Here is a 12980-nt window from a genome sequence, read left to right as displayed (position 1 = left end):
CGTGAGTAAAATGTAGCGCAAACGTACCCAAAATAGTTATGACTATTTGTTTATACCAGCGAACTCGGGGATGTGCACCAGGTTATGGAACGTGTAATTCAAAAGTTAGATCAAGGCTGGTTTATCGTCAGTCATGAGCAAAAATTGTGGTTACCAAAAGGTGAACTACCTCACGGAGCAGCGCAAGAATTCCAGCTTGATGGTGCGATGGGGATGCCCATCGGTGAGTGGGAAAATGAGCCGGTATGGCTGGTGCGGCAAAATCGCCGTGCGGATATGGGCTCTGTTCGTCAGGTCATTGACCAGGATGTGGGGTTGTTCCAGCTCGCCGGGCGTGGTGTGCAACTGGCGGAGTTCTATCGCTCGCACAAATTCTGCGGTTATTGCGGCCATGAGATGCACGTCAGCAAAACCGAATGGGCGATGCTGTGCAGCCATTGCCGCGAACGCTACTACCCGCAAATCTCACCGTGCATCATTGTGGCTATTCGCCGCGATGACCATATCCTGCTTGCCCAACACACGCGCCATCGCAACGGGATTTACACGGTATTGGCTGGGTTCGTTGAAGTCGGGGAAACCCTTGAACAAGCGGTGGCACGGGAAGTCATGGAAGAAAGCAGTATCCGCGTGAAGAATTTACGCTATGTGACGTCGCAGCCGTGGCCGTTCCCGCAATCGCTGATGACCGCATTCATGGCGGAATATCACAGCGGTGAGATTGAAATCGACCCGAAAGAGTTACTTGATGCAGGTTGGTATCGCTACGATCAATTGCCATTATTGCCTCCGCCAGGCACGGTCGCGCGCCGTTTGATTGAAGATACTGTCGCCCTGTGTCGCGCGGAATATGAGTGATAAACTGGCGGCATACAGCCAAAGGAAATTAAACATGACTGAACTGAAGAACGATCGTTACCTACGGGCGCTGCAACGCCAGCCTGTAGATACCACGCCAGTATGGATGATGAGGCAGGCGGGTCGTTACTTGCCAGAATATAAAGCGACGCGTGCCCAGGCCGGCGATTTTATGTCACTGTGCAAAAACGCTGAGTTGGCTTGCGAAGTGACTCTGCAACCGCTGCGTCGCTACAAGCTTGATGCAGCGATCCTCTTCTCTGACATCCTCACCGTGCCTGATGCGATGGGGCTTGGTCTCTATTTTGAAGCGGGTGAAGGCCCACGTTTTCGCGCACCGATTACCAGCCGCGCCGATGTTGAAAAACTGCCCATTCCTGATCCAGAAGATGAACTGGGTTATGTGATGAATGCAGTGCGTACCATTCGCCGTGAGCTAAAAGGCGAAGTACCGTTGATTGGTTTTACCGGCAGCCCGTGGACGTTGGCGACTTATATGGTTGAAGGCGGTAGCAGCAAAGCCTTTACCGTTATCAAAAAGATGATGTATGCCGACCCGCAAGCGCTGCATCTTCTGCTCGACAAGCTGGCGCAAAGCGTCACGCTGTATCTGAATGCGCAAATCAAAGCGGGTGCGCAGTCGGTGATGATTTTCGATACCTGGGGCGGCGTGTTGACCGGGCGTGATTATCAGCAGTTCTCGCTGTATTACATGCACAAGATCATTGATGGCCTGCTGCGTGAAAACGAAGGTCGTCGTGTGCCGGTGACGATGTTTACCAAAGGCGGCGGCCAGTGGCTGGAAGCAATGGCTGAAACCGGCTGCGATGCGCTGGGGTTAGACTGGACGACCGACATTGCCGACGCTCGCCGTCGTGTGGGCCATAAAGTGGCGTTGCAGGGTAATATGGACCCGTCCATGCTGTATGCGCAACCGGCTCGCATCGAAGAAGAAGTGGCGACTATTCTGGCTGGGTTCGGTAAAGGCGAAGGGCATGTCTTTAACCTGGGCCACGGTATTCACCAGGATGTTCCACCAGAACACGCGGGTGCATTTGTCGAAGCGGTGCACCGTTTGTCGAAGCCGTATCACCAGTAAGGATCGGGGATGGATCTTGCAAGCTTGCGCGCACAACAGATCGAACTCGCTTCACAGGTCTGCCGCGAGGATCGCTTTGATCAAGATCCTCCCCGGTTAATCGCCGGGGCTGACGTTGGTTTTGAGCAGGGCGGTGATGTGACACGAGCCGCAATCGTACTGTTGAAATATCCTTCCCTCGAGCTGGTTGAATATCAGGTGGCGCGTGTCGCCACCACCATGCCTTATATCCCCGGATTCCTTTCGTTTCGCGAATATCCCGCACTGCTTGCCGCGTGGGAAATGCTATCGCAAAAACCTGACCTGCTGTTTGTCGATGGCCACGGCATTTCGCACCCACGGCGTTTGGGCGTTGCTGCCCATTTTGGCCTACTGGTGGATGTGCCGACGATTGGCGTTGCCAAGAAACGCTTGTGTGGGAAGTTTGACGCGCTCTCTGAAGAACCTGGCGCTTGCCAGTTGCTGACCGACAAAGGTGAAGCGCTTGCCTGGGTGCTGCGCAGTAAAAAGCGCTGCAACCCGCTGTTTGTCTCAACAGGCCATCGTGTCAGCCTTGATACCGCGTTGTTATGGGTTAATCGTTGCCTGGCAGGTTACCGTTTACCCGAGCCGACTCGCTGGGCGGATGCCGTAGCTTCGGGGCGTCCGGCTTTCACTCGGTGGCAAGCAATTCAAGGGTGATTAAGGTAAACTGCCACTAATATTCCGTCTTTGAGACATCGTTATGTTACAAAACCCAATCCATCTGCGCCTTGAGAAACTGGAAAGCTGGCAGCATGTCACTTTCATGGCTTCTTTATGCGAACGTATGTACCCGAATTACGCCATGTTCTGCCAGCAGACCGAATTTGGTGATCCTCAACTGTATCGCCGCATTCTCGATTTGATTTGGGAAACATTGACGGTCAAAGATGCGAAAGTTAACTTTGATAGCCAACTCGAGAAATTCGAAGAAGGTATTCCAGTTGCTGATGACTACGATATTTACGGTGTCTATCCGGCAATCGATGCTTGCGTTGCGCTGAGTGAATTACTTCATTCACGTCTTTCAGGGGAAACGCTGGAACACGCAATTGAAGTCAGCAAGGCATCAATTACCACTGTTGCTATGTTAGAAATGACCCAGGCTGGTCGCGAAATGACCGACGAAGAACTGAAAGAAAACCCTGCTGTTGAAGAGGAATGGGACATTCAGTGGGAGATTTTCCGCCTGTTGGCTGACTGCGAAGAACGTGATATTGAGTTGATCAAAGGGCTTCGCTCGGACCTGCGCGAGGCGGGTAGCAGCAATATTGGTATAATTTTTCAGCAGTAAGACAGCAAAACGTGACTTACAGTCCGAATTGTCACCCCTGAAGGCTTCCAATTAGCCCCCGTCTGGTCTACATTTGTGGGGCGAAAAATAGTGGCTATCGGTGCGTGTATGCAGGAGAGTGCTTTTTTGGCATTTCCGTCGCACTCGATGCTTAGCAAGCGATAAACACATTGTAAGGATAACTTATGAACAAGACTCAACTGATTGATGTAATTGCTGACAAGGCTGACCTGTCTAAAGTACAGGCTAAAGCTGCTCTGGAATCCACTCTGGCTGCAATTACTGAGTCTCTGAAAGAAGGTGATGCTGTACAACTGGTTGGTTTCGGTACCTTCAAGGTAAACCACCGTGCTGAGCGCACTGGCCGCAACCCGCAAACCGGTAATGAAATCAAAATCGCCGCAGCTAACGTGCCGGCATTTGTTTCAGGCAAAGCACTGAAAGACGCTGTTAAGTAAGTTAACAAGTGTCAGTGAACAGTTTTAGCAGGGGGCGTTTACGCCCCTTTTGTTTGTCTGGCGTCCTTTGGCCGTTCTGACAGGCACATTGCTGTTAATGGCATGCAGCAGCAAACCTCCTCTCCCGCCATTTACCGCGAGCGGCTATATTGCCGATCAAGGTGTTGTGCGCATTTGGCGTAAAGACAACAGTGATGATGACACTATCCGCATGCTTACGGCGTTTAGCCCGAGGCAGAAGGGTGCAACCACCACCAGTGATTACCGTTGGCAGGGTGAGCAACTCATTTCGATTGAAATGACGATTTTGAGTCAGCCGTCAGAGCACGTAAAAGTGCGTTTTGACGATCACGGCGAACTGAGCTTTATGCAGCGCGAAGTAGACGGTCAAAAGCAGCAGCTCTCTAACGACCAAATCGCCTTGTATCAATATCAGGCGAGCCAGATGAAAGCCACAAGTGAAGCATTGCGTACTGGGCGTGTTGTTTTGCGACAAGGGCGCTGGCACAACAATGGTACAGTGACGACCTGTGAAGGCGAGACAATCGAACCCAATCTCGATAGCGCGGCGCTAAGCCATATTGCGAATCGACAACGTCACTCATCGATGGATGTCAGCATTGCGTGGCTGGAAGCACCAGAAGGTTCACAACTATTACTGGTGGCGAATCAGGACTTCTGTAGCTGGCAACCGAAGCCTGCGAAATTCTAGATAAAAAAACCGCCACGCGGGCGGTCTTTCAGGAGCACTTCGAGTCTTATTTCGCGTTTTCACGCTCAATGGCACGATAACCAATGTCTGAGCGGCTAAAACTGCCATCCCAGTGGATATCCTTCATTAACTCATAAGCTCGCTGTTGCGCTTGTGCGACGGTATCGCCTAATGCGGTCACGCACAGAACGCGCCCACCATTAGTCACCACCATATCGTCTTCACGCAATGTCGTTCCGGCGTGGAATACTTTGCCGTCTGCGACTTCTTCAAGGGGCAGACCGTGAATCACATCACCGTTACGGTAATCGGCAGGGTAGCCGCCAGCCGCCATCACTACACCCAGAGATGGGCGCTCGTCCCACTTCGATGTTGTCACGTCCAGCTTGCCATCACATGCGGCGAGGCACAGCTCAACCAGGTCTGATTGCAGGCGCAGCATAATAGGCTGGGTTTCAGGGTCGCCAAAGCGGCAGTTAAACTCGATAACCTTTGGGTTACCTTGCTTGTCGATCATCAGCCCGGCATACAGGAAACCGGTATAGGTATTCCCTTCAGCCGCCATGCCGCGCACGGTTGGCCAGATAACCAGATCCATAGCACGCTGGTGGACTTCATCAGTCACGACCGGAGCCGGGGAGTACGCACCCATACCGCCAGTATTCGGGCCGCTATCGCCATCGCCAACACGCTTATGATCCTGGCTGGTGGCCATTGGTAACACGTTTTCGCCGTCTACCATGACAATGAAGCTGGCTTCTTCGCCATCAAGGAACTCTTCCACCACGATACGGTGGCCGGCATCGCCAAATGCGTTACCCGCCAGCATATCGTTAACGGCGGCTTCTGCTGCTTCCAGCGTCATAGCGACAATCACGCCTTTACCTGCGGCCAGGCCATCGGCCTTAATCACAATCGGTGCACCTTTTTCACGGACGTAGGCCAGTGCAGGCTCCACTTCGGTGAAGTTCTGGTATTCAGCAGTTGGGATTTTATGGCGAGCCAGGAAATCCTTGGTAAAGGCTTTAGAGCCTTCTAACTGCGCGGCACCTTGGGTTGGGCCAAAGATTTTCAGACCAGCGGCACGGAAGGCATCAACCACGCCAATCACCAGTGGTGCTTCCGGGCCAACAATCGTCAGGTCGATTTTTTCATTTTGCGCAAAACTCAACAGAGCAGGAATGTCCGTCGGGTTAATCGCCACGTTCTGCAAAGCAGTTTCCAGAGCTGTACCGGCATTGCCTGGTGCAACGAATACCGTGCGTACCAATGGCGACTGTGACGCTTTCCAGGCCAGCGCATGTTCGCGCCCACCATTACCTATCACTAATACTTTCATTTATAGATGCTCCAGGATTAATGGCGGAAGTGGCGCATGTCTGTGAAGATCATCGCGATCCCATGTTCGTCAGCGGCGGCAATCACTTCGTCATCGCGGATCGAGCCGCCAGGCTGGATAACACAGCTCACGCCAACTGCCGCTGCGGCATCAATACCGTCACGGAATGGGAAGAAGGCATCAGACGCCATTGCTGAACCTTTCACTTCCAGGCCTTCATCGCTTGCTTTGATACCGGCGATTTTGGCGGAGTAAACACGGCTCATCTGGCCCGCACCTATACCGATAGTCATATTCTCGCGGGCATACACAATCGCGTTGGACTTCACGAACTTCGCCACCTTCCAGCAGAACAACGCATCACGTAGTTCTTGCTCTGTCGGCTGGCGCTTGCTGACAACACGCAGGTCTGCGGCCGTCACCATACCCAGATCGCGATCCTGTACTAACACACCGCCGTTAACGCGTTTGAAATCCAGACCCGGAACACGCTGCTGCCACTGGCCGCAAGTCAGAACGCGAACGTTTTGTTTAGCGGAAGTAATCTTCAGCGCTTCAACGCTTGCTGACGGGGCAATAATCACTTCGACAAACTGGCGAGAGATAATCGCCTGCGCGGTTTCGGCATCCAGTTCACGGTTGAACGCGATGATGCCGCCGAATGCGGAAGTTGGGTCGGTTTTATAGGCGCGGTCGTATGCATCAAATAAGGAATCGCTGACAGCCACGCCGCAAGGGTTGGCGTGCTTCACGATTACGCAGGCAGGCTCGCTGAACTCTTTCACACATTCCAGTGCTGCATCGGTATCAGCAATGTTGTTATAAGAGAGCGCTTTGCCCTGAACTTGTGTCGCGGTGGCAACCGACGCTTCTTTAATTTCTTCTTCTATATAGAAGGCGGCTTGCTGGTGGCTGTTTTCACCGTAGCGCATATCCTGCTTCTTAATGAAGTTCAGGTTCATCGTGCGAGGGAAGCGACCAGAAGGATCTTTGCTTTCGCCATGATAGGCAGGAACCATGCTACCGAAGTAGTTGGCGATCATGCTGTCGTAAGCGGCGGTGTGCTCGAAAGCCTTAATCGCCAAATCGAAACGCGTCTCGAGCGTCAGGGATCCTTCGTTAGTATCCAGTTCGCTAATGATCGCTTCGTAGTCACTGCTCTTTACTACGATTGCGACATCTTTATGGTTCTTCGCCGCCGAGCGCACCATGGTTGGGCCGCCGATATCAATATTCTCTACCGCATCTTCCAGAGAGCAACCTTCGCGGGCAACAGTCTGGGCGAATGGATAGAGGTTGACGACAACCATATCAATCGGGGAGATAGCGTGTTGTTCCATGATGGCATCATCCTGGCCGCGACGACCCAGAATGCCGCCGTGGACTTTTGGATGCAGGGTTTTGACACGTCCATCCATCATCTCCGGGAAACCGGTGTAGTCAGAGACTTCGGTTACCGGCAGGCCAGCTTTAGCCAGCAGATGAGCGGTTCCGCCAGTGGACAGCAGCTCCACGCCACGTTGGGAGAGCGCCTGGGCGAATTCGACGATACCGGCTTTGTCAGAAACACTGAGCAGAGCGCGGCGTACAGGACGACGTTGTTGCATGGTTTGATCCCTTAGCTTTGGTTCGCATATAGAAGAGCGTTAGCTGAATTTTAGTTATTTTCCCTAAAACTCAGCTAACGCCCCAAAACGGGGTGTCCTTTTAATGCGGGGGCATTGTAGCGAAAACGTTTGCGTCACGCTCGCAAAATTTGGGACTTCATCACAATTGTGGATAACTTTGTGAACAACTGCGTATAAGGCGGGGTTTTGCTGTGGAATGCAGCAGTCAGTAAAATTACTGCATATTTAGGCTTGCAGCCTCAGCAGAACTCCCTATAATGCGCCTCCATCGACACGGAACATGTGAACAACATCACAGAGTAACGGCGGCGATGAGAGTCAAATATCCTGAAATTAAGGGTTGACTCTGAAAGAGGAAAGCGTAATATACGCCACCTCGAGTTAGCAAGCGAAAGCGCCTAACTCACTGCTCTTTAACAATTTATCAGACAATCTGTGTGGGCACTCGCAGGATTGATATCTCAGATGCCTTCGGGTATCAAAAAAATATCAAGTCTTGAAGAGTGACCAAGCAGTAATTCATTTAGTTGAATTATTACGAAAGTTAATTTTTGAGCACCGCTTCACGAGTTGAAGCAAATCAAGCTTTTAATTGAAGAGTTTGATCATGGCTCAGATTGAACGCTGGCGGCAGGCCTAACACATGCAAGTCGAGCGGTAGCACAGGAGAGCTTGCTCTCTGGGTGACGAGCGGCGGACGGGTGAGTAATGTCTGGGAAACTGCCTGATGGAGGGGGATAACTACTGGAAACGGTAGCTAATACCGCATAACGTCTTCGGACCAAAGAGGGGGACCTTCGGGCCTCTTGCCATCAGATGTGCCCAGATGGGATTAGCTAGTAGGTGAGGTAATGGCTCACCTAGGCGACGATCCCTAGCTGGTCTGAGAGGATGACCAGCCACACTGGAACTGAGACACGGTCCAGACTCCTACGGGAGGCAGCAGTGGGGAATATTGCACAATGGGCGCAAGCCTGATGCAGCCATGCCGCGTGTATGAAGAAGGCCTTCGGGTTGTAAAGTACTTTCAGCGAGGAGGAAGGCATTGTGGTTAATAACCGCAGTGATTGACGTTACTCGCAGAAGAAGCACCGGCTAACTCCGTGCCAGCAGCCGCGGTAATACGGAGGGTGCAAGCGTTAATCGGAATTACTGGGCGTAAAGCGCACGCAGGCGGTCTGTCAAGTCGGATGTGAAATCCCCGGGCTCAACCTGGGAACTGCATTCGAAACTGGCAGGCTAGAGTCTTGTAGAGGGGGGTAGAATTCCAGGTGTAGCGGTGAAATGCGTAGAGATCTGGAGGAATACCGGTGGCGAAGGCGGCCCCCTGGACAAAGACTGACGCTCAGGTGCGAAAGCGTGGGGAGCAAACAGGATTAGATACCCTGGTAGTCCACGCCGTAAACGATGTCGACTTGGAGGTTGTTCCCTTGAGGAGTGGCTTCCGGAGCTAACGCGTTAAGTCGACCGCCTGGGGAGTACGGCCGCAAGGTTAAAACTCAAATGAATTGACGGGGGCCCGCACAAGCGGTGGAGCATGTGGTTTAATTCGATGCAACGCGAAGAACCTTACCTACTCTTGACATCCACAGAATTCGGCAGAGATGCCTTAGTGCCTTCGGGAACTGTGAGACAGGTGCTGCATGGCTGTCGTCAGCTCGTGTTGTGAAATGTTGGGTTAAGTCCCGCAACGAGCGCAACCCTTATCCTTTGTTGCCAGCGGTTCGGCCGGGAACTCAAAGGAGACTGCCAGTGATAAACTGGAGGAAGGTGGGGATGACGTCAAGTCATCATGGCCCTTACGAGTAGGGCTACACACGTGCTACAATGGCGCATACAAAGAGAAGCGACCTCGCGAGAGCAAGCGGACCTCATAAAGTGCGTCGTAGTCCGGATCGGAGTCTGCAACTCGACTCCGTGAAGTCGGAATCGCTAGTAATCGTAGATCAGAATGCTACGGTGAATACGTTCCCGGGCCTTGTACACACCGCCCGTCACACCATGGGAGTGGGTTGCAAAAGAAGTAGGTAGCTTAACCTTCGGGAGGGCGCTTACCACTTTGTGATTCATGACTGGGGTGAAGTCGTAACAAGGTAACCGTAGGGGAACCTGCGGTTGGATCACCTCCTTACCTAATAGATACGAACTTGCGTAGTGCTCACACAGATTGTCTGATAGAAGTAAATGAGCAAAAAGCGATATCCTGCAAAGGATTATTCGTGTCCCCATCGTCTAGAGGCCCAGGACACTGCCCTTTCACGGCTGTAACAGGGGTTCGAATCCCCTTGGGGACGCCATCTCCGATAATGTGTGAAAGACATTATCACCGAATATCTCAAAACTAACTCAGTGAGTTATGTTTGAGATATTGCTCTTTAAAAATCCGGAACAAGCTGAAAATTGAAACGACATGTCGTCTCATTCCTCCGTAATAAGGAATGGGAATACGATATGTTCGAGTCTCTCAAATTTTCACAACATACGATTGTGTCTTACGAGACATCTTCGGGTTGTGAGGTTAAGCGACTAAGCGTACACGGTGGATGCCCTGGCAGTCAGAGGCGATGAAGGACGTGCTAATCTGCGATAAGCGTCGGTAAGGTGATATGAACCGTTATAACCGACGATTTCCGAATGGGGAAACCCAGTGCAATTCGTTGCACTATCGTTAAGTGAATACATAGCTTAACGAAGCGAACCGGGGGAACTGAAACATCTAAGTACCCCGAGGAAAAGAAATCAACCGAGATTCCCCCAGTAGCGGCGAGCGAACGGGGAGCAGCCCAGAGTCTGAATCAGTTTGTGTATTAGTGGAAGCGTCTGGAAAGTCGCAGGGTACAGGGTGATACTCCCGTACACAAAAATGCACATACTGTGAACTCGAAGAGTAGGGCGGGACACGTGGTATCCTGTCTGAATATGGGGGACCATCCTCCAAGGCTAAATACTCCTGACTGACCGATAGTGAACCAGTACCGTGAGGGAAAGGCGAAAAGAACCCCGGCGAGGGGAGTGAAACAGAACCTGAAACCGTGTACGTACAAGCAGTGGGAGCCTCTTTTATGGGGTGACTGCGTACCTTTTGTATAATGGGTCAGCGACTTATATTCTGTAGCAAGGTTAACCGTATAGGGGAGCCGCAGGGAAACCGAGTCTTAACTGGGCGTTAAGTTGCAGGGTATAGACCCGAAACCCGGTGATCTAGCCATGGGCAGGTTGAAGGTTGGGTAACACTAACTGGAGGACCGAACCGACTAATGTTGAAAAATTAGCGGATGACTTGTGGCTGGGGGTGAAAGGCCAATCAAACCGGGAGATAGCTGGTTCTCCCCGAAAGCTATTTAGGTAGCGCCTCGTGAACTCATCTTCGGGGGTAGAGCACTGTTTCGGCTAGGGGGCCATCCCGGCTTACCAACCCGATGCAAACTCCGAATACCGAAGAATGTTATCACGGGAGACACACGGCGGGTGCTAACGTCCGTCGTGAAGAGGGAAACAACCCAGACCGCCAGCTAAGGTCCCAAAGTCATGGTTAAGTGGGAAACGATGTGGGAAGGCACAGACAGCCAGGATGTTGGCTTAGAAGCAGCCATCATTTAAAGAAAGCGTAATAGCTCACTGGTCGAGTCGGCCTGCGCGGAAGATGTAACGGGGCTAAACCATGCACCGAAGCTGCGGCAGCGACGCTTATGCGTTGTTGGGTAGGGGAGCGTTCTGTAAGCCGTTGAAGCTGGACTGTGAGGTCTGGTGGAGGTATCAGAAGTGCGAATGCTGACATAAGTAACGATAAAGCGGGTGAAAAACCCGCTCGCCGGAAGACCAAGGGTTCCTGTCCAACGTTAATCGGGGCAGGGTGAGTCGACCCCTAAGGCGAGGCCGAAAGGCGTAGTCGATGGGAAACAGGTTAATATTCCTGTACTCGGTGTTACTGCGAAGGGGGGGACGGAGAGGGCTATGTTAGCCGGGCGACGGTTGTCCCGGTTTAAGCATGTAGGCGGAGAGTTTAGGTAAATCCGGACTCTTATCTAACGCTGAGGTGTGATGACGAGGTACTACGGTGCTGAAGTAACAAATGCCGCACTTCCAGGAAAAGCCTCTAAGCATCAGGTAACATCAAATCGTACCCCAAACCGACACAGGTGGTCAGGTAGAGAATACCAAGGCGCTTGAGAGAACTCGGGTGAAGGAACTAGGCAAAATGGTGCCGTAACTTCGGGAGAAGGCACGCTGTCGGTAGGTGAAGTCCCTTGCGGATGGAGCTGAAGGCAGTCGAAGATACCAGCTGGCTGCAACTGTTTATTAAAAACACAGCACTGTGCAAACACGAAAGTGGACGTATACGGTGTGACGCCTGCCCGGTGCCGGAAGGTTAATTGATGGGGTTAAGCGCAAGCTGAAGCTCTTGATCGAAGCCCCGGTAAACGGCGGCCGTAACTATAACGGTCCTAAGGTAGCGAAATTCCTTGTCGGGTAAGTTCCGACCTGCACGAATGGCGTAATGATGGCCAGGCTGTCTCCACCCGAGACTCAGTGAAATTGAAATCGCTGTGAAGATGCAGTGTACCCGCGGCAAGACGGAAAGACCCCGTGAACCTTTACTATAGCTTGACACTGAACACTGGTCCTTGATGTGTAGGATAGGTGGGAGGCTTTGAAGCGAGGACGCCAGTTCTTGTGGAGCCAACCTTGAAATACCACCCTTTAATGGCTGGTGTTCTAACGTAGACCCGTAATCCGGGTTGCGGACAGTGTCTGGTGGGTAGTTTGACTGGGGCGGTCTCCTCCTAAAGCGTAACGGAGGAGCACGAAGGTTAGCTAATCACGGTCGGACATCGTGAGGTTAGTGCAAAGGCATAAGCTAGCTTGACTGCGAGAGTGACGGCTCGAGCAGGTGCGAAAGCAGGTCTTAGTGATCCGGTGGTTCTGAATGGAAGGGCCATCGCTCAACGGATAAAAGGTACTCCGGGGATAACAGGCTGATACCGCCCAAGAGTTCATATCGACGGCGGTGTTTGGCACCTCGATGTCGGCTCATCACATCCTGGGGCTGAAGTAGGTCCCAAGGGTATGGCTGTTCGCCATTTAAAGTGGTACGCGAGCTGGGTTTAGAACGTCGTGAGACAGTTCGGTCCCTATCTGCCGTGGGCGCTGGAGAATTGAGGGGGGCTGCTCCTAGTACGAGAGGACCGGAGTGGACGCATCACTGGTGTTCGGGTTGTCATGCCAATGGCATTGCCCGGTAGCTAAATGCGGAAAAGATAAGCGCTGAAAGCATCTAAGCGCGAAACTTGCCCCGAGATGAGTTCTCCCTGACCCTTTAAGGGTCCTGAAGGAACGTTGAAGACTACGACGTTGATAGGCTGGGTGTGTAAGCGTAGCGATACGTTGAGCTAACCAGTACTAATGATCCGTGAGGCTTAACCTTACAACACCGAAGGTGTTTTGGTTGAGAGACTATGACATTTGATTTTCAGCTTGAACCGAGATTTTAAGTCGATGGTTACAGGTAAGACTGTGACGGTTGATGAAACAGACAAAATCGTAGGGAACGATTTTGAACAACGCTTAGCG

Annotated in this window: 8 protein-coding genes, 1 tRNA gene and 2 rRNA genes; 9 read left to right on the top strand and 2 right to left on the bottom strand. The window is 52.1% G+C overall.

The window, feature by feature from the left end; genetic code table 11:
• The first annotated feature begins 84 nt into the window (after positions 1-84).
• The 6 genes from nudC to D8682_RS14210 all read left to right on the top strand — a co-directional run bounded on the left by nudC (position 85) and on the right by D8682_RS14210 (position 4442).
• Positions 85-858, top strand: coding sequence for an NAD(+) diphosphatase (nudC, locus tag D8682_RS14235; RefSeq protein WP_121814548.1), 774 nt, complete (start codon positions 85-87; stop codon positions 856-858).
• Positions 859-892: 34 nt separating this feature from the next.
• The gene (gene hemE, locus D8682_RS14230; RefSeq protein WP_064541349.1) at positions 893-1957 is read left to right on the top strand and encodes a uroporphyrinogen decarboxylase; all 1065 of its coding nucleotides are present in this window, start codon (positions 893-895) and stop codon (positions 1955-1957) included.
• Between the two features lie 9 nt (positions 1958-1966).
• Entirely contained in the window at positions 1967-2638 is a 672-nt protein-coding gene (gene nfi, locus D8682_RS14225) for a deoxyribonuclease V (RefSeq protein ID WP_064541346.1), read from the top strand.
• A 43-nt stretch (positions 2639-2681) separates the two neighbouring features.
• A complete protein-coding gene (locus D8682_RS14220; RefSeq protein ID WP_064541343.1) occupies positions 2682-3272 on the top strand; it encodes a YjaG family protein in 591 nt (196 codons plus the stop codon).
• Between the two features lie 185 nt (positions 3273-3457).
• Positions 3458-3730, top strand: a complete 273-nt coding sequence (hupA, locus tag D8682_RS14215) for a nucleoid-associated protein HU-alpha (RefSeq protein ID WP_032615913.1) — start codon at positions 3458-3460, stop codon at positions 3728-3730.
• Between the two features lie 67 nt (positions 3731-3797).
• Entirely contained in the window at positions 3798-4442 is a 645-nt protein-coding gene (locus tag D8682_RS14210; RefSeq protein ID WP_370090667.1) for a DUF1481 domain-containing protein, read from the top strand.
• 46 nt (positions 4443-4488) lie between these two features.
• Here the strand turns inward: D8682_RS14210 and purD are convergent, their stop codons facing one another.
• Together purD and purH are read right to left on the bottom strand one after the other, a co-directional pair.
• Positions 4489-5781, bottom strand: coding sequence for a phosphoribosylamine--glycine ligase (gene purD / locus D8682_RS14205; RefSeq protein ID WP_121814546.1), 1293 nt, complete (start codon positions 5779-5781; stop codon positions 4489-4491).
• Between the two features lie 17 nt (positions 5782-5798).
• Positions 5799-7388, bottom strand: coding sequence for a bifunctional phosphoribosylaminoimidazolecarboxamide formyltransferase/IMP cyclohydrolase (gene purH / locus D8682_RS14200; protein WP_121814545.1), 1590 nt, complete (start codon positions 7386-7388; stop codon positions 5799-5801).
• Positions 7389-7998: 610 nt separating this feature from the next.
• On the opposite strand from purH, the gene D8682_RS14190 reads away from it, so the two are divergent.
• The 3 genes from D8682_RS14190 (at position 7999) to D8682_RS14180 (ending at position 12834) form a co-directional block, all read left to right on the top strand.
• A 16S ribosomal RNA gene (locus tag D8682_RS14190) occupies positions 7999-9540 on the top strand.
• Positions 9541-9630: 90 nt separating this feature from the next.
• Positions 9631-9706 (top strand) — tRNA-Glu (locus D8682_RS14185).
• A 219-nt stretch (positions 9707-9925) separates the two neighbouring features.
• Positions 9926-12834: ribosomal RNA gene (locus D8682_RS14180) — 23S ribosomal RNA — on the top strand.
• The 16S and 23S rRNA genes sit together here with 1 tRNA gene alongside, the layout of an rRNA operon.
• Positions 12835-12980: the final 146 nt, after the last annotated feature.

It is taken from the genome of Buttiauxella sp. 3AFRM03, assembly GCF_003675305.1.
Taxonomy (GTDB): Bacteria; Pseudomonadota; Gammaproteobacteria; order Enterobacterales; family Enterobacteriaceae; genus Buttiauxella; species Buttiauxella ferragutiae.
The sequence above is the reverse complement of the archived record's forward strand: the minus strand, read 5'-3'. Positions and strand labels throughout refer to the sequence as shown.

Coding starts and splice junctions, on each gene's coding strand:
- nudC (WP_121814548.1), top strand. CDS start 85: ATGGAACGTGTAATTCAAAAGTTAGATCAAGGCTGGTTTATCGTCAGT.
- hemE (WP_064541349.1), top strand. CDS start 893: ATGACTGAACTGAAGAACGATCGTTACCTACGGGCGCTGCAACGCCAG.
- nfi (WP_064541346.1), top strand. CDS start 1,967: ATGGATCTTGCAAGCTTGCGCGCACAACAGATCGAACTCGCTTCACAG.
- D8682_RS14220 (WP_064541343.1), top strand. CDS start 2,682: ATGTTACAAAACCCAATCCATCTGCGCCTTGAGAAACTGGAAAGCTGG.
- hupA (WP_032615913.1), top strand. CDS start 3,458: ATGAACAAGACTCAACTGATTGATGTAATTGCTGACAAGGCTGACCTG.
- purD (WP_121814546.1), bottom strand. CDS start 5,781: ATGAAAGTATTAGTGATAGGTAATGGTGGGCGCGAACATGCGCTGGCC.
- purH (WP_121814545.1), bottom strand. CDS start 7,388: ATGCAACAACGTCGTCCTGTACGCCGCGCTCTGCTCAGTGTTTCTGAC.